This is a genomic window from Roseibium limicola, assembly GCF_017313085.1.
In the GTDB taxonomy this organism is placed as follows: domain Bacteria; phylum Pseudomonadota; class Alphaproteobacteria; order Rhizobiales; family Stappiaceae; genus Roseibium; species Roseibium limicola.
In genome coordinates, this window is the sequence record NZ_JAFLNF010000001.1 from 622,066 (window position 1) to 638,116 (window position 16,051).

A 16,051-nucleotide genomic window follows, 5' to 3' on the forward strand; every position below is an offset into this window, starting at 1 on the left:
TCAGGATGGATATGCTCGAACTTCTGAATTTCTACATCATTCCGGGCCTCGTGCTGGGATCGATCTACGCCCTCGGCGCGGTCGGCATCACGCTTGCCTTCGCGATCCTGCGCTATGCCCATCTGGCCCATGGCGATCTGGCAACGCTTGGCGCCTTCATCGCACTCGCAATCGTTCAGGCCAGTGGCATGCCGCCGCTAGCCGCCCTGCCCTTTGCGATGATCGCCACCGCAGTTGTGGCCGTCGGCATTGACAAGGGCTTCTATGAACACCTGCGCGAAAAGCCGAAGATCATCACTGTCATGGCATCGCTCGGCATCGCCTTGATGGTGCGTGCTGTCGTTCAGGTCGTCTGGGGCGTTGACGCCGAAAGCTACGTCCGCGGGATTGTGCGTCCTGAAACCTATTGGGGCCTACGGATCAAGGATCGTGAGATCTGGACCGTTGTCTTCATGATCGTCCTTGTCGCCGCCCTGCAGATCTTCCTGGCGCGGTCCAAGTGGGGCAAGGCGATGCGCGCCATGTCCGACAACCCGTCTCTGGCGCTGCTGTCGGGCATCGACAACCGCAAGGTGGTTGTGCTGACCTGGATTATCGCGGGCGGACTGTGCGCCGCTGCCGGCGTCTTCCTCGGTATCAACACCGAGCTGAAGTCGATGATGGGCTGGCAGATGCTTCTTCCGATGTTTGCCGCAGCCATTCTGGGTGGCGTTGGCCGGGTCGAAGGCGCGGTCCTCGGCGGCCTGATCGTCGGTGTCGCCGAGGAGCTTTCGGTTCTGGTGCTGCCAAGCGAGTACAAGGCGGCGATGGCCTTCGCCATTCTTCTCTTCATGCTGCTCGTGCGCCCGACAGGGCTGCTGCGTGGCAAGGTGCTTTAAGGGAGTATCAGCGGACATGGAACTTATCGGTCTCGCCAATTACGCCCTGTTCATGGGTATCTTCATCGGCATCTATGCGCTTCTCGCGCTTGGTCTCAACATTCAGTGGGGCTTTGCCGGATTGTTCAACGCAGGCATCGCAGGCTTTTTTGCTGTCGGCGCCTATGCATCAGCCATCGTCACCGGCCCGGCAGCCGAAGGTCGCCTGGGCGGATTCGATATGCCCTTCTTTGTCGGCTGGCTCATGGCGATGGTGGCTGCCGCGCTGATTGCCTGGCCAATCGGCAAGATCTGTCTTCGATTCCGGTCCGATTATCTCGCCATTGCCTCCATCGGTGTGGCCGAAATCATCCGGCTTGTCGTCAAGTCGGAACCGGCGTTAACCAATGGCGCGCGCGGCATCACCTCGCTTCCACGTCCTTTCGGCGATCTGCCATATGTCCAGTCGCAGATGGCCTATTTGGCCATTGTCGCTATCGTCCTGCTCGGGGCTTATTCCCTGGTTGAGCGACAGTTCAACGCCCCCTGGGGTCGAATGATGCGCGCCATCCGCGACAATGAACTGGCCGCCCGTGCCATGGGCAAGAACATCGAACGTCGCCGGCTCGAGGCGTTCATCTTCGGCTCGGCCCTGATGGGCCTGGGTGGCGCGCTGTTTGCCCACTTCAACCGGTCCATAACGCCGGAAGCCATTGACCCGATGGTCGCCACATTCCTAGTGTGGATCATGTTGATCCTGGGTGGATCCGGCAACAATCGCGGCGCTATTCTCGGTGCGGCGATGGTCTGGATCATCTGGTCCATGTCCGAGATCGCAACGGATCAGCTCCCCGCAGAATATGCGGTGAAGGCAAAATATATCCGGTTGTTCCTGATCGGCCTGATGTTGCAGCTTGTCTTGAGGTTCCGTCCTGAAGGCCTGTTGCCCGAGCCTCAACGAGGCAAGGCCGTAGCAGACAGCAACCGCGAGTAATACCAAGCCCTTCTGAAGGGGCCGTATCAAAAACGAAAAGTGGAGGTAAGTTTGACAATGAATTCCAAAGCTCTCGCCCTCGTCGGTGGCCTTATGGCTGCAACCGCCCTAGCTGCCGCACCGGCGAAAGCCGATGTGAAGATCGGTTTGCTCGGCGGCGTGTCCGGCCCGATCGCCGCAATGGCACCGTCCATGGTTGAGGCAGCTCAGCTGGCCATCAGCCAAGTCAATGCACAGGGCGGTATTTTGGACGGCGAACAGCTGGTCGGTGTTGTCGGCGACAGTGCCTGTAATCCGCAGGGTGGCACCGATGCAGCGACCAAGGCCGTCAACATCGAAGGCGTGACCGCCATCGTTGGCCCGCATTGCTCGGGCGCTGTGCTGGCTGCAGCTGGCTCCGTCACCATTCCGGCCGGCGTTGTCCTTGTGACACCGTCCGGCACTTCACCGGAAATCACCGGTCTGGATGACAACGACACCGTGTTCCGCACCGTGCCGTCTGATGACTATCAGGGCCGCGCGCTCGCGCGTACCTTGAAAGAACAGGGCTACGACAAAGTCGCAGTTGCTTACATCAACAACGACTACGGCACCGGTCTGGCCAATTCATTCAAGTCCGAGTTCGAAGCTCAGGGCGGAGAAATCGCTGGCTATGCCGCGCATGAAGAAGGCAAGGCATCCTACCGTTCCAACCTGGCGGAGCTGTCTTCCGGTGGCGCAGAAACCCTGGTGATCTTCGACTACGGCGACGGCACCGGCCTGACCCTGCTGCGTCAGGCACTGGAAAATGGCTTCTTCACCAACTTCATCGGCGGTGACGGCATGAAGTCCGACGCTCCAATCAAGGAACTTGGTGCAGAAAACCTGACCACATTCTTCGCCTCCTCCCCGGTTGGCGAGAAGTCTGACGCCCTCGACACCTTCAACGAAGCTTTCAAGGGCGCTGGCGGCGATCCGGATGCGATTTTCGTGACCACATCCTACGACGCAGCATTCCTGCTGGCTCTGGCCGTTGAAAAGGCTGGCGGCGACAAGGCCGGTGTTGCAGCTGCGTTGCGTGAAGTCTCCAACGGCGAAGGTGAAGCCATTCTGCCGGGCGAGTGGGAAAAGGCCAAGAAGCTCATCGCTGACGGCACTGCAATCGACTACAAGGGCGCAGCTGGCGACCAGAACTTCGACGAAGCTGGCGATGTTCCAGGCACCTACGCCCTGTTCAAGGTCGAAGGCGATGCTTTCGCAGTCGTCTCTGAAATGAAGTAAGCTTCGCGCTTGCAAGGAAAACCAAAGCCGGCGGTCTCTAGCGAGGTCGCCGGTTTTTTAGTCTTTCAGGCTGCCGACGGCAGTCTCAGATCGCGCAGGTAGACAACTTCACCGGTCACGGCAGCGCGCTGTGCTGCCATACCCATCAAGACAGCCATTCGGCCATCTTCCAGCGAGACTTCCGGCGCCAACCTCTCACCGCGCACAAGTTCCAGAAAACGGGCATGCTGATAGAAGGTCGAGCCGTTGTGATCTCCAGCATCCAGAAGGGTCGGATCAACTGGGATGGGCAGGACCTGCGGGCCTTTAGGTGCACGCGGGCTAACAATCACCTGAGGCACCGGCGGTTCACCCAGATGCTCCGGCCAGAACCGGCCCGGTCCGGGAACAAGCGCCTCGATTTTGCCATCCGACCCAACGGCAGAGATCTCTTCCTGATAGCGGGATCCTTCAGCGAACATGCAAAGTTCAAGCATCGCCCGGGCACCATTCTCGAAATCGACGATCACATAGCCATGATCAAAAATGTCTGGCACTTCGCCGTCATAGCACTCGTCCATGTGGTTCACTGCCTGTCCGGCGGAGGCGCTCACCCGAACAGGCTCCGATTTCAGCACCAGTCGCATCAGATCAAAGAAGTGACAGCACTTTTCGACAAAGGTCCCTCCGGTGTTGCGGTTGAAGCGGTTCCAATGCCCGACTTTCTCAAGGAACGGGAAACGGTGCTCCTTGATCGTCAGCATACGGATACCACCTGTGACCCCATCGGCCTGCGCCAACAGCTCGGCAATCGGCGGCATATAGCGATACTCCATCGCCACCCAGACTGGCGCTGGATACGACTGACGAAACGCCTCAAGCGCGTCCATGTCTGTCGGATCGGTGAACAGCGGTTTTTCAACCAGCAACGGCAGCGGCCGGATCCGCGCAATCTCCTCCATCTGAGCGATATGAAAATTGTTCGGGCTGACGATCAGCAGACAGTCGAGCGCCTCAATCTTTAAAAGCTCTGAAATCGAGGAGGCGAATGTCGCATTTGGCGCCAAAATCCGAGCGCGCTCAGCCATTTCCGCATCCGGTTCAAAGATCGCCGCAACGCGGGCACCGGACAGAAGAGCGATGTTGCGCAGATGCTCCTGCCCCATCATGCCACATCCAATCACGCCATAGCTGGTGACTTCAGACATTTCAAACTCCCTCGTACGACCCGGTTCGCTGCGGGCTCTATTTGAGAGCGCTGCACATAAAGCGCCTTCGTGGTGTCAAACCACGTTTTGGAAAACTCGACCGGCGCGACATCACCATCGCGCCAGCTGAAGCGTTCGATGTAGCCGCAGGGCTGCCCGACCGCCATATCGAAGGCCGGTGGTCGCCACGCGGGCACAGAGCTCAGACCGACGCGATCTTCCGCCCGCGCAATGCGAAACCCCAGATGACGCTGGTAGTAACGATAAAGACTGTCGGAAACCCTCAGCGCGTCGACCGCGCCCGCGGCTCCGTCCAGCCAGATCTCCTCGACCGCCACCAGCGTCTCGTTCAGATACCGCAGTCGACGGATCCGCGTCCCGGTCTCAGATTGCCCGAATGCCGGCAGGTCTTCAGGCTTCGTCATGTCGTCGAGTGAGACAATCTCAGCGCGCGGCAGCCCGCCTCCCGCGATCAACTCAAGGCGAAACATCGAGTAGACGCTGGCTACATCCGGCTGTTGGCGGATGTAGTTGCCAGACCCTTGAACCCGCTCCAAAAGCCCGCGTTTTTCCAGCTCCCTAAGCGCTTTGCGCAGGGTGCCAACAGAAACTCCATGCTGGCTCGACATCTCGCGTTCCGGCTGAAGTCTCTCGCCATCGACCAATCGTCCAGCAGCGATATCGCGGATCAGGTTTTCGCTGATCTGCAGGTAGATCGGCAGGGCCGTAGGGGATTGGATACGAGTTGTCATCGCGCTGAGGCATGCGTCCGAGTAAAATTGATACACTATTGATCTACATCATGACGAGTGATACGCAAGAGGAAATCAAAACAAACACTGCAGGGAGAACAATGACCGTCGTTCCGGTAACATCCGCCGATCTGAAGGCTGCAGAGATTTCCTGGTTCTCGGCATTATGCTCCGATGACTACCAGTTCCTCGGCGTTCCCGACGGTACACTGCGGTCGTCCTGGGAGCATTGCTCCCACATCGTGAAGACCGCTGAAGACCTCGGCTTCCGCAACATTCTCTGCCCCTCATCCTATCAGGTCGGACAGGACACGCTGTCTTTCGTCGCGGGTTGCGCGCCGATCACCGACAGGATCAACATGCTGGCCGCGGTCCGCTGTGGCGAGATGCAACCGATCATGCTGGCGCGAACCCTCGCGACGCTCGATCACATGCTGAAGGGTCGGTTGACGATCAACATCATCTCATCCGATTTTCCCGGCGAAAAGGCCGAAAGCAACTTCCGCTACCAGCGCTCGCGCGAAGTCGTGGAGGTCCTGAAGCAGGCCTGGACCCAGGACGAGATCAACTACGCCGGCGAGGTTTATAATTTCCAGAACCTCACCACCGACCCGGTCAAGCCATATCAGACCGGTGGACCGCTGCTCTACTTCGGCGGTTACTCTCCGCCGGCACTTGAACTCTGCGGTCAGCATTGCGACGTCTATCTAATGTGGCCGGAAAAGATCGAAGAACTGGAAGGCCGCATGAAAGCGGTGAATGCGGTCGCTGAACGCTATGACCGCACGCTGGACTACGGCTTGCGCGTCCACATGATTGTCCGCGATACCGAGGCTGAAGCCCGCGAATATGCCGACTACATCGTCTCCAAGCTGGATGACGAGTACGGCCAGATGATCCGCGCCCGGGCGCTGGATTCGGGCTCTCTCGGCGTCAGCCACCAGGCCCGAAACAGGGAACTGGCCGACAAGTTCGGCTATGTGGAGCCCAACCTGTGGACCGGTGTCGGCCGCGCACGTTCGGGCTGCGGTGCAGCACTCGTCGGATCAACAGACCAAGTGCTGTCGAAAATTGAAGACTACAAGAAAATGGGCATTCGGGCTTTCATCTTCTCCGGGTACCCCCATATCGAAGAAGCCCGGCATTTCGGCACAAAAGTTCTGCCACAGCTGGAAACCTGCAGCCTGCCGCATGAATATGGCCGGGTGCCTGCCACAACACCAAACACGCCGCTCGGCCAGGGAGAACGTCGCTGATGCAACGGATCAAACTCAACTCGGATCTGGACTTCAGCCGTCTGGTCTATGGCATGTGGCGCCTCGGCGACGATGCCGACACCTCGTCGGCTTTCGTCGAAAAGAAGATCCAGACCTGTCTTGACCAAGGCATCACCACCTTCGATCAGGCCGACATTTACGGCGGCTATCGGGCCGAAGCCGTTCTCGGCGGCGCTCTCAAGGCCAACAAGGCTCTGCGCTCGAAGATGGAAATCGTCACCAAATGCGACATCGTCGCGCCTGCGGGACGACACTCGGCTGCAAAGGTGAAGCACTATGACACTTCACGGGCACACATCGAGGCATCCGTCGAAAGCTCCTTGAGCGATATGGGCATCGACCACATCGACCTGCTTCTGATCCACCGCCCGGACCCTTTCATGGACCATCATGAAACCGGTGCAACGCTCGATGATCTGGTGAAGAGCGGCAAGGTGCGCCATGTCGGCGTCTCAAACTTCCGTCCCTGGGATTGGGAACTTCTACAATCGGCCATGGCGACGCAGCTGGCGACCAACCAGATTGAAATCAGCCTGGGTGAACTCGGCCCGTTTATCAACGGTGACCTTGCCTTCCACCAACGGCTTGGCACCAAACTTATGGCCTGGTCCCCACTGGGTGGAGGCGCCTTGATGACCGGCGCGGGTCCGCTGGCCGGCGTACTGGACGAGATCGCGGCCGAACAGAATGTGGATCGCGCAGCCGTTGCTGTCGCCTTCCTGCTCGCCCACCCGGCCGGCTTGTTGCCGGTTCTCGGCACCAACAATCCGGAGCGCATTGCGCGGATCTCAGACAGCCTCATGGTGAAGCTCGACCGCCAGACCTGGTTCCGCCTTTACGAAGCTGCGCTGGGAAAAGAGGTGCCTTGATGAACATGCAGACACGCCCTCCTGCAATCAGCTTCCAACCCGACGACCAGAACACCCGCCTGTTGCGTGATGCCTTCGGTCGGTTTGCGACCGGCGTCACCGTGGTCACGGCCGCCTCTGAGGATGGTCCGGTTGGCATGACGGTGAACAGCTTTTCATCTGTTTCTCTGTCGCCGCCGCTGGTTCTATGGGCGGCTGACAAGAGCTCGCGGCGGTCGTCCTATTTCGAAACGGCAGAATATTTCGCCATTCATGTGCTGAGCAACGAGCAGGCCGACCTGTGCAAGGGCTTTGCCAAGGAGGCACAGGCTTTCGAAGGACTTGATGTGACAACCAATGCGCAGGGCGTACCACTGATTGAGAACTGCCTGGCGCGGTTCGAATGCAGCCGCTTCGCTGCCTACGATGGCGGCGATCACGTCATCCTGCTGGGACAGGTTATCAATGCGGAAATGCGGGAGGGAGAGGCCCTGACATTTTTTGCAGGCAAGTTGGGGCAAATCGGGCAATCATAAGTGACGGTAAGCGGCGGCCGAAACGCCGGATAAAAGACTGGGAGGAAATACATGGGGCTATTGCTCGCGGCCCTGCGCCCCTTGGCGGTGATGAACGAAAACGTTCTCACCCTGGGCCGTACCGTCGGATGCCTGGCCATGGCATTGATGGTGGTCGCCATTCTGGTGCAGGTGTTCTTTCGCTATGTCTTGAACAATGCCTTGCCCTGGCCGGATGAAGCTGCACGCTTTGCAATGCTCTGGATGACGGGCCTGATGGCGCCGACGGCGCTACGCAGAGGTGGCTTTGTTGCAATCGACATGCTGCACCGCTTCATTCCCCATTTCCTTGCCCAACTGCTCAATCTATTTTTGCTGACCATCAGCCTGCTTGTTCTTTGCGTTGCCGTGAAAATCGGCTGCAATGAGGTCACCGGTTTCGGTGGTCGTTTTGCCACTGCGTCCCTGCATATTCCCTTCAGCCTCGACTTTAGCCAATGGCACCGGGTACCGCGTTCATGGATGATGGCATCGCTTCTGGTCGGCTGTACCTTGCTGGTCATGGTCAACATTGAGCTGATCATACGATCCCTCATCGGGCTATTGGGCGGATATTCGAAGCTTCCACCCATTCCGGAAGCCGAAACCGATGAACTTCCGGCAGGGGCTGAGTGATGCTGATCTGGTTCCTCCCCGTCTTCCTGGTCTTTTTGCTGGTCGGCCTGCCGGTGTTTTTCGGCCTGCTCGCCGCACCGGGGCTGCTGCTCTGGATGAATGGCCAGGAGCGAGACATCACGCTGTTATATCGAAACGTCTACAATGGGATGGACAGCTTCCCCCTGATGGCGATCCCGTTTTTCATGTTGGCAGGCGAATTGATGAACCGGGGCGGTATCACGCTTCGACTGGTGGAATTCTCGCAAGCGCTCATGGGCCACCTGCGCGGCGGACTGGCGCATGTCAACGTGCTGTCTTCCATGCTGTTTGCCGGGCTCTCGGGATCGGCTGTCGCTGACACCTCAGCCCTTGGGTCCATGCTGATCCCGGCGATGGAAAAGCAGGGCTACAGCCGCCGCTTCGCAGCTGCCATCACCGCAGCAAGTTCCGTCATCGGTCCAATCATCCCGCCGTCCGGTATCATGATCATCTATGCCTATGTGATGGGCGAGAGCGTCGCAGCCCTCTTCCTCGCCGGCATCGTACCTGGCGTGCTCGTAGGTCTGGGCTTGATGGGCATGGTCAAGCTGATGGCAGATCGCTACGACTTCCCTGTCGCCTCACGCAAGCAGACTTGGGGTGAGCGTGGGCAGGCGGGCCTGAAAGCTTTCTTCCCACTCCTCACGCCAGTGATCATCCTCGGCGGCATCTTGGGCGGCGTCTTTACGCCAACAGAAGCTGCAGCCGTGGCCGTGGCCTATGCGTTGCTCATCGGCCTGTTTGTCCTGCGCACCCTGACGCTCAAGGAGATTCCGGACGTATTGAACCGCGCCGGCATCACCTCTGCAGTGGTGCTGCTGCTGGTTGGCGCAGCCATGGCCTTCAAGACAGTCGTCAGCCTGTCCCACGCACCGGAGATCATGGCTGAGACCATTCTGGCTCTCTCGGACAATCCGCTTGTTCTGCTGTTCCTGATCAATCTGCTGCTCTTCGTCGTCGGCATGTTTCTCGACGCAGGCCCAGCCATCATCATTCTGGGGCCCATTCTGGGGCCGATCTTCACCAACCTGGGTGTTGACCCGATCCATTTCGCCATCATCATGAGCGTCAATCTGACGATCGGATTGGCCACGCCGCCCATGGGGCTGGTGTTGTTTGTGGCCGCATCCGTTTCGCGGGAGAAAGTAGAGAACATTGCGCGGGCCATCCTGCCTTTTCTCGCCGTCGAGATCGCAGTCATCTTCCTGGTGACCTACATCCCGGCCCTGTCCATGACCATTCCGCGACTAACCGGGTTTGCTGACTGACTTTTTATAAAAAGGGAGGACTATATGCTGAAATCAACTCTGAAGACCCTGACCGTGGCGGCCATGCTGGCCAGCTCTACCCTGGGGGCCATGGCGGCGGATTACACGCTCCGCGCCACGGCAAACTCCAACGAAAACGATGAAGACTACGACGGACTTGTCGTCTTCAAAAACTACGTCGAAGCTGCCAGCAACGGTGCCATCGAAGTCGAGCTTTTCATCGGCACACAGCTTTGCTCCAATGGTGCAGAGTGCCTGCAGGGCGTTGCTGAAGGTACCATCGATATCTACATATCCACGTCGGGCGGAGCCTCGGGTATTTTCCCATATGTGCAGGTTCTTGACCTGCCCTATCTGATGGCCGATGACCGGATTGCCGAGCATGTGCTCTCCGGCGACTTCACCCGCAAAATGCGCGAGATGGCACTCGAAGACAGTGACAACTCAATTCGCCTGATGACCATCGGCAACACCGGTGGCTGGCGCAACTTCGCCAACACCAAGCACCGCATCGCTTCGCCGTCAGATATGGAAGGCCTGAAGATCCGCACGGTTGTCGCTGATCTGCCGCAGGAGCTGGTCAAGGCACTTGGTGCCTCCCCGACCCCGATCCCGTGGCCGGAACTTTTCACCTCCTTCCAGACAGGTGTCGTCGAAGGCTCCAAGAACGGCATCACCGACATCATGAACATGAAGTTCCCCGATGCCGGCCTGAAGTATGTCACCCTCGACGGTCATGCCTATATGGGCGCTCTGTGGTGGATGAACAATCAGAAGTTCCTCGACATGCCGGAAGACCAGCGTCGAGTCGTCGTCGACGGCTTCTATGCCCTTCAGCAGGCAACCTTCGCCTCGCCGAAGCGCAAGTCCATCGCAGCCTATGAAGAGTTCGTGGCCGATGGCGGCGACCTTTACGTTCCGACCCCGGAGGAAAAAGCCGCTTTCAAGGAAGCAGCGACCCCGGTATTCGACTGGTTCAAGGGTAATGTGAACCGCGGCGATGAAATCCTAAGCGCGCTGGAAACCTCGGTTGCAGCAGCTGAGGAAGACATCAATGCAGCCCGCGATGCCGACATGAAGTAAACACCTCATCTGAGCGTTGAAACCAAAAGAGCCCGGGAGACTGATCTCCCGGGCTCTTTTTTATCTGGCTGAAGAAACCCTGTTATCGAGGCTCTTCCCTTAGTCCCTTGTAGATGGCGTAGCACGCCAGCAGCAGCACGATCGTAAACGGAAGGCCCGTCGACACGGCCATGGCCTGCAGCGCTCCAAGTCCACCACCGAGCAGCAGCGCAATTGCGACCAGCCCCTCGAAAACGCACCAGAACACGCGCTGTGGCAGCGGGGAATCCACCTTGCCGCCAGCGGTAATCGTATCAATCACCATTGAACCGGAATCCGACGAGGTCACGAAGAACACAATCACCAGAACGATTGCGATGAATGATGTGATCTGGCTCAACGGCAGCTGCTCCAGCATCAGGAACAGCTTGAGTTCCAGAGTGGCCTCACTGACGGAGGAGATCCCGCCCTGCACGATCTGTTCAATTGCGGTTCCACCGAAAACGCTCATCCAGAAGACACAGACCAGCGACGGGATCAGCAGCACGCAGATGATGAATTCACGCACTGTCCGGCCACGGCTGACACGCGCGATGAACATGCCCACGAAAGGCGACCAGGAGATCCACCAGGCCCAATAGAACGCCGTCCACCCTTGCGAGAAGTTGACATCCTCACGACCAAACGGATTGGCCAGAGCCGGCAGGTTTTCGACATAGGCGAAAAGGTAATCAACGAAGCCGGTGACGATAGCCATGGTCGGCCCGACAATGACAACAAAAGCCAGAAGCAAGGCCGCAAGGCCCATGTTGATTTCCGACAGCATCTTAACGCCGCCGTCGAGGCCACGCAGCACCGAGAAGGTCGCAATGCCGGTGATCGCTGAAATCAGCAGCACCCGAGAGACTTCATTGTTCGGGATGCCGAAGAGGTATTCCAGACCAGCGTTGGCCTGCTCCGCACCGAAGCCCAACGATGTTGCCAAACCAAAGAGCGTTGCAAACACCGCAACAATATCAATGATGTGGCCTGGCCAACCCCAGATGCGCTCACCGAAGATCGGATAGAACACCGACCGCATGGTCAGCGGCAAGCCCTTGTTGTAGGAAAACAACGCCAGAGCCAGAGCGACAACTGCGTAGATCGCCCAAGGATGAAGCCCCCAGTGAAAAATCGTCGCGGCCATGCCCAGACGCGCAGCCTCGACAGGATCCCCCACGGCTGCCCCGAGAGGCGCCCAGTCGGTGCGCGCAGCACCTTCCGTCGCAATGCCCCCCAATGAGGAGTTGAAGTGGGAAATCGGCTCACTGACACCGAAGAACATCAGGCCGATGCCCATGCCAGCGGCAAACAGCATGGCGAACCATCCTGTATAACCGTAGTCCGGCGTCGCGTCCTTGCCACCCAGGCGCACTTTGCCCAGCGGAGTGAAGACCAGCACAACGCAGAAAATGACGAAAATATTTGCAGATCCGATAAAGAACCAGTCGAGATTGCCGGTCAGCCAATCCCGCATGCCGTTAAAGACACCAGCGGCGCGGTCCTGAAGCGCCAGCGTCAGAATAACAAAGGCGGCAATCGAAAGTCCGGAAATCAGAAAGACCGGATTGTGGACATCCACCCCAAAAGGGCCCCACTTCGTTTCAATGTTATCCTGACCGATCTCGTAATCGGTCTCGATCATGTTTACCGGCCCCTCGGGCTCGGGAATGCCGGTGCCGTTGTCTGTTGAACTCATGTTTTCATCCCATTTTTCGTGGTCTTTCTGGCAGGCTGCACAGGCCTCAAAACACCCTGTACACACTCTTCCAACAGGATGAGTGTGCAAAACAGGCTTTCGAAACACGCAGCAAGACGCCCCCCATTGGACGGCCAGAAACGCACGGGAGAGTGTGTCGGCATTACGACAAAATCTGTGCCCCCGTCTGATCAATTGTTTCGCCGGGTTTCGGTTCCAAAATCAGGGCATTCGAACTGCGAAAAGTCTGCCGCGGAAAGGAATACCTGACCATGAGCTTCGCTGAGCGCGCCCTAGGCGTTTCGTCAAAACGCGAAAGCCACATGCCGGAAGTCAGTCAAAACAGCTGCCGCACGTGCCAGCAACCCGCAAAAGCAATTCCGGCCATCGTGCATATTTCGGTCCCCTCGGTAAACAGCTGACGCAGAATTAGTTTTGGTAACTCTTAGGACCAATTGAATATTGCCGTGCATTTCAAAAACAAGACGCCGTCAAAGTTGAAAGATTTTTTGTATTTCACGACGAGAAAATCAAATGTTCCGATACAAAATTAAAATGCATCGTGAAAATTCCAAATAAAAACCCGCTGCGAGAGACTCACAGCGGGCAGGTTTGATCATGAAACTTCTGTTTCACAGAAGAAAACAGGTCAATCAGTCAGTCCAGATCATTCGCATCATGACGCTCTGCAACCTGTTCGCTTTCCTCACCAAAGACGCGGTTCACACGACGGCCGCGCTTGACCGCCGGACGCTCGTCCAGTTCTTTAGCCCAGCGTATGAGGTTCGGGTACTCATGGACAGAGAGGAATTCGGCAGCATCGTAGAGACGCCCAAGCACCAGCTGACCATACCAGGGCCAGATCGCAATATCGGCAATGGTATACTCGTCACCGGCAACGTACTTGTTCTTGGTCAAAGCCTTTTCAAGCACATCGAGCTGACGCTTTGTTTCCATCGTAAACCGGTTGATTGGATACTCGTACTTCTCCGGTGCGTAGGCATAAAAATGCCCGAAGCCACCACCGAGATAGGGCGCGGAGCCCATCTGCCAAAACAGCCAGTTAAGCGTTTCCGCCCGTGCTGCGCCATCCTTTGGCAGAAATGCCCCGAATTTCTCCGCCAGATGCATCAGGATTGAACCGGATTCAAACACCCGAATCGGCTTTTCACCGCTATGATCCATCATGGCCGGGATCTTCGAGTTCGGGTTGACGTCAACAAAGCCGCTGCCGAACTGGTCGCCTTCGTTGATACGGATCAGCCAGGCGTCATACTCGGCACCCTTGTGGCCGGCAGCCAGAAGCTCTTCCAGCATCACCGTCACTTTGACGCCATTCGGCGTTGCCAAGGAATAAACCTGGAACGGGTGCTTGCCGACCGGCAGCTCCTTGTCATGAGTGGCCCCGGACACCGGCCGATTGATATTGGCGAACTTTCCGCCGCTCGGGGCTTCCTGGGTCCAAACTTTGGGCGGTGTGTAGCTGCTGGTCTCGGTCATGATAAATCACTTCCCCTGGGCTGAATTCAATTGCGTCGGCGGACTGAAGCCGCAAATGTCCTGTCAGATATGTAAGGTAGCCTGATCGGTTTCAACGGGTATCAACGCAAAAGGACACACTTTGCGTCCGCAAAATGTGTCCTCTCGTCTCATCACGTCAAACGCCTATCAGGCTTTGACGACTTTCTGTGTCTGGCTGCCAAGCTTGTCGATACCAAGCGTCATGACTTCACCACCCTTCAGATAGACAGGCGGCTTCTGCCCCATACCGACGCCCGGAGGGGTGCCCGTGGAGATCACGTCACCTGGCTGCAGGCTCATGAACTTGCTCAGGTAGGACACCAGGAAAGGCACCTTGTAAACCATCGTCGAGGAGGAGCCGTTCTGATAGCGTTTGCCATCAACTTCCAGCCACATGTCAAGATTGTTGAAATCGCCGACTTCATCCTTGGTCACCAGCCACGGGCCAAGCGGGCCGAAGGTGTCACAGCCTTTGCCCTTGTCCCAGGTGCCGGAACGCTCGATCTGATATTCACGCTCGGACACATCGTTGACTACGCAGAAGCCTGCCACATGGTCCATGGCATCAGCTTCTTCAATGTAGCGACCGCCTTTGCCGATCACGATGGCAAGTTCAACTTCCCAATCCGTCTTCTGCGAGCCACGTGGAATTTCAACGTCATCGTCCGGGCCGACAATGGCCGAGGTCCACTTGTTGAAGACAACCGGCTCAGGCGGAACTTCCAGACCGGACTCCGCAGCATGGTCGGAGTAGTTCAGACCGATACAAATGAACTTGCCAACGCTGCCGACGCAGGGCCCGAGGCGCAAGTCTTCCTGCGGCGTACCCGCCACAACCGGCAACGCCGCTATGTCCGCCTTGGAAAGTTTGTCCAGAGCTTCCGGCAGCAAAGACTCACCAGCAATATCCGACACCAGAGAGGACAGGTCACGCACCAGGTTCGTGTCGTCAAGAAGTCCGGGCTTTTCCTGTCCCGGAGCGCCATACCGCAGCAGTTTCATGAAGTTTCTTCCCTTGGAATTGGCGACCCGGCACCACAGGGATGCCGGGCCGATTGGATCTCGTCAAAAAAGATCAGTCGTAAAGAACAGCAGCGATCTTCGGATCGTCAATGTTCGATTTGTCGTAGTAGTAGAAGCCGGTGTCAATGTGCGCCGGAACTTCCTTGCCATTGGCTGCGTCAAGGGCGGCTTTGACGGTTTCATAGCCAATGCCGACCGGGTTCTGAGTGATGGCACCTGCCATCACGCCGGAACGCACAGCATCCTTCTGAGCCTTGCCAGAATCGTAGCCGATGACGACAAGATCGCTCTTGCCCATTTCACTGACGCCATTAACAACACCGATTGCAGAACCTTCGTTCGTGCCAAAGATACCCTTGAGATCAGGATTGGCCGTCAAAATTGCCTTGGTGACTTCAGTCGACTTGAGGTGATCACCACCACCATACTGAACTGTCACCACTTCGATGTCCGGGTATTTTTCCTTGATCTGGTTCAGGAAACCGTCGCGACGGTCGATGCCGGTACGGCTGGTCTGATCGTGAGCCACGACGGCAACCTGGCCCGAGCCGCCGATGAGTTCGGCCATCTTGTCGGCAGCCAGTGCGGCAGCTGCAATGTTGTCGGTCGAGGCTGTTGCAACAGGGATATCGCTGTCGACGCCACTATCGAAGGCAACAATCGGAATTCCGGCTTCCTGTGCCTGACGCAGCAGCGGAATAGCTGCCTGGCTGTCCAGGGCTGCAAAGCCGATTGCGGTCGGGTTCTTGGCCAGCGCTGCAGACAGCATGTCGATCTGACGATCAACCATGGTCTCATTGTCCGGACCCTCGAAGGTGATCGTCACTCCGAATTCCTTCGCAGCCTGATCCGCACCAGCTTTCACAGCCTGCCAGAACTGGTGCTGGAAACCTTTCGAAATCATCGGGATGTAAACTTCCTGCGCCATAGCCATGGTGCCGGAGAACATAAGGCCAAGTGCTGTTGTCGCACCGAGTAGTCCACGTCTTGTAATCATAGTCCGCTCCTTAGGATTTCCCCCGTTATCGGGGTTGTGTTCCGGGGTGTGATTCA

15 protein-coding genes are annotated in these 16,051 nt (G+C 57.6%); 9 read left to right on the top strand and 6 right to left on the bottom strand.

Annotation, left to right across the window (positions count from 1 at the left end; all coding sequences use genetic code 11):
• The first annotated feature begins 5 nt into the window (after positions 1-5).
• From J0X15_RS02725 to J0X15_RS02735, 3 genes are read left to right on the top strand one after another with little or no spacing between them, the layout of a single operon-like run.
• Positions 6-878 carry a branched-chain amino acid ABC transporter permease gene (locus tag J0X15_RS02725; RefSeq protein ID WP_206938003.1) on the top strand — a complete coding sequence of 291 codons (873 nt, stop codon included), beginning with the start codon at positions 6-8 and terminating at the stop codon, positions 876-878.
• 16 nt (positions 879-894) lie between these two features.
• Positions 895-1,851, top strand: a complete 957-nt coding sequence (locus tag J0X15_RS02730) for a branched-chain amino acid ABC transporter permease (RefSeq protein ID WP_206938005.1) — start codon at positions 895-897, stop codon at positions 1,849-1,851.
• Between the two features lie 57 nt (positions 1,852-1,908).
• Complete coding sequence (locus tag J0X15_RS02735) at positions 1,909-3,111, top strand: ABC transporter substrate-binding protein (protein ID WP_206938007.1); 1,203 nt, start codon at positions 1,909-1,911, stop codon at positions 3,109-3,111.
• A gap of 65 nt (positions 3,112-3,176) precedes the next feature.
• Here J0X15_RS02735 and J0X15_RS02740 read toward each other — a convergent pair whose 3' ends face one another.
• A complete protein-coding gene (locus J0X15_RS02740) occupies positions 3,177-4,298 on the bottom strand; it encodes a Gfo/Idh/MocA family protein (RefSeq protein ID WP_206938009.1) in 1,122 nt (373 codons plus the stop codon).
• Positions 4,271-5,050, bottom strand: a complete 780-nt coding sequence (locus J0X15_RS02745) for a GntR family transcriptional regulator (RefSeq protein ID WP_206938011.1) — start codon at positions 5,048-5,050, stop codon at positions 4,271-4,273. Before J0X15_RS02745 ends, J0X15_RS02740 begins: the two co-directional genes overlap by 28 nt.
• A 101-nt stretch (positions 5,051-5,151) precedes the next feature.
• Between J0X15_RS02745 and J0X15_RS02750 the strand changes: the two genes are divergently transcribed.
• The 6 genes from J0X15_RS02750 to J0X15_RS02775 are packed head-to-tail and all read left to right on the top strand — an operon-like array spanning position 5,152 to position 10,737.
• Positions 5,152-6,306, top strand: coding sequence for an LLM class flavin-dependent oxidoreductase (locus J0X15_RS02750; protein WP_206938013.1), 1,155 nt, complete (start codon positions 5,152-5,154; stop codon positions 6,304-6,306).
• Complete coding sequence (locus J0X15_RS02755) at positions 6,306-7,196, top strand: aldo/keto reductase (RefSeq protein WP_206938015.1); 891 nt, start codon at positions 6,306-6,308, stop codon at positions 7,194-7,196. The genes J0X15_RS02750 and J0X15_RS02755 overlap by 1 nt, the downstream gene beginning before the upstream one ends.
• A complete protein-coding gene (locus J0X15_RS02760; protein WP_206938017.1) occupies positions 7,196-7,711 on the top strand; it encodes a flavin reductase family protein in 516 nt (171 codons plus the stop codon). Before J0X15_RS02755 ends, J0X15_RS02760 begins: the two co-directional genes overlap by 1 nt.
• Before the next feature lie 51 nt (positions 7,712-7,762).
• Positions 7,763-8,365: a TRAP transporter small permease gene (locus J0X15_RS02765; RefSeq protein WP_206938020.1), complete on the top strand. Its 603-nt coding sequence runs from the start codon at positions 7,763-7,765 to the stop codon at positions 8,363-8,365.
• Positions 8,365-9,654: a TRAP transporter large permease gene (locus J0X15_RS02770; RefSeq protein WP_206938022.1), complete on the top strand. Its 1,290-nt coding sequence runs from the start codon at positions 8,365-8,367 to the stop codon at positions 9,652-9,654. Before J0X15_RS02765 ends, J0X15_RS02770 begins: the two co-directional genes overlap by 1 nt.
• A 24-nt stretch (positions 9,655-9,678) precedes the next feature.
• On the top strand, positions 9,679-10,737 hold the full coding sequence (locus J0X15_RS02775; protein WP_206938024.1) for a TRAP transporter substrate-binding protein: 1,059 nt from the start codon (positions 9,679-9,681) through the stop codon (positions 10,735-10,737).
• An 82-nt stretch (positions 10,738-10,819) separates the two neighbouring features.
• Here the strand turns inward: J0X15_RS02775 and J0X15_RS02780 are convergent, their stop codons facing one another.
• The 4 genes from J0X15_RS02780 to J0X15_RS02795 form a co-directional block, all read right to left on the bottom strand.
• Entirely contained in the window at positions 10,820-12,454 is a 1,635-nt protein-coding gene (locus J0X15_RS02780) for a BCCT family transporter (RefSeq protein WP_206938026.1), read from the bottom strand.
• Positions 12,455-13,111: 657 nt separating this feature from the next.
• Positions 13,112-13,954: a glutathione-dependent disulfide-bond oxidoreductase gene (gene yghU, locus J0X15_RS02785; protein WP_206938029.1), complete on the bottom strand. Its 843-nt coding sequence runs from the start codon at positions 13,952-13,954 to the stop codon at positions 13,112-13,114.
• A gap of 168 nt (positions 13,955-14,122) precedes the next feature.
• Positions 14,123-14,977, bottom strand: a complete 855-nt coding sequence (locus J0X15_RS02790) for a fumarylacetoacetate hydrolase family protein (protein WP_206938030.1) — start codon at positions 14,975-14,977, stop codon at positions 14,123-14,125.
• 73 nt (positions 14,978-15,050) lie between these two features.
• Positions 15,051-15,995, bottom strand: coding sequence for an ABC transporter substrate-binding protein (locus J0X15_RS02795; protein ID WP_206938031.1), 945 nt, complete (start codon positions 15,993-15,995; stop codon positions 15,051-15,053).
• Between the last annotated feature and the right edge of the window lie 56 nt (positions 15,996-16,051).

What these genes read in the sequence shown, in the direction of transcription:
- J0X15_RS02725 (WP_206938003.1), top strand. Translation starts at nt 6, where the DNA reads ATGGATATGCTCGAACTTCTGAATTTCTACATCATTCCGGGCCTCGTG.
- J0X15_RS02730 (WP_206938005.1), top strand. Translation starts at nt 895, where the DNA reads ATGGAACTTATCGGTCTCGCCAATTACGCCCTGTTCATGGGTATCTTC.
- J0X15_RS02735 (WP_206938007.1), top strand. Translation starts at nt 1,909, where the DNA reads ATGAATTCCAAAGCTCTCGCCCTCGTCGGTGGCCTTATGGCTGCAACC.
- J0X15_RS02740 (WP_206938009.1), bottom strand. Translation starts at nt 4,298, where the DNA reads ATGTCTGAAGTCACCAGCTATGGCGTGATTGGATGTGGCATGATGGGG.
- J0X15_RS02745 (WP_206938011.1), bottom strand. Translation starts at nt 5,050, where the DNA reads ATGACAACTCGTATCCAATCCCCTACGGCCCTGCCGATCTACCTGCAG.
- J0X15_RS02750 (WP_206938013.1), top strand. Translation starts at nt 5,152, where the DNA reads ATGACCGTCGTTCCGGTAACATCCGCCGATCTGAAGGCTGCAGAGATT.
- J0X15_RS02755 (WP_206938015.1), top strand. Translation starts at nt 6,306, where the DNA reads ATGCAACGGATCAAACTCAACTCGGATCTGGACTTCAGCCGTCTGGTC.
- J0X15_RS02760 (WP_206938017.1), top strand. Translation starts at nt 7,196, where the DNA reads ATGAACATGCAGACACGCCCTCCTGCAATCAGCTTCCAACCCGACGAC.
- J0X15_RS02765 (WP_206938020.1), top strand. Translation starts at nt 7,763, where the DNA reads ATGGGGCTATTGCTCGCGGCCCTGCGCCCCTTGGCGGTGATGAACGAA.
- J0X15_RS02770 (WP_206938022.1), top strand. Translation starts at nt 8,365, where the DNA reads ATGCTGATCTGGTTCCTCCCCGTCTTCCTGGTCTTTTTGCTGGTCGGC.
- J0X15_RS02775 (WP_206938024.1), top strand. Translation starts at nt 9,679, where the DNA reads ATGCTGAAATCAACTCTGAAGACCCTGACCGTGGCGGCCATGCTGGCC.
- J0X15_RS02780 (WP_206938026.1), bottom strand. Translation starts at nt 12,454, where the DNA reads ATGAGTTCAACAGACAACGGCACCGGCATTCCCGAGCCCGAGGGGCCG.
- yghU (WP_206938029.1), bottom strand. Translation starts at nt 13,954, where the DNA reads ATGACCGAGACCAGCAGCTACACACCGCCCAAAGTTTGGACCCAGGAA.
- J0X15_RS02790 (WP_206938030.1), bottom strand. Translation starts at nt 14,977, where the DNA reads ATGAAACTGCTGCGGTATGGCGCTCCGGGACAGGAAAAGCCCGGACTT.
- J0X15_RS02795 (WP_206938031.1), bottom strand. Translation starts at nt 15,995, where the DNA reads ATGATTACAAGACGTGGACTACTCGGTGCGACAACAGCACTTGGCCTT.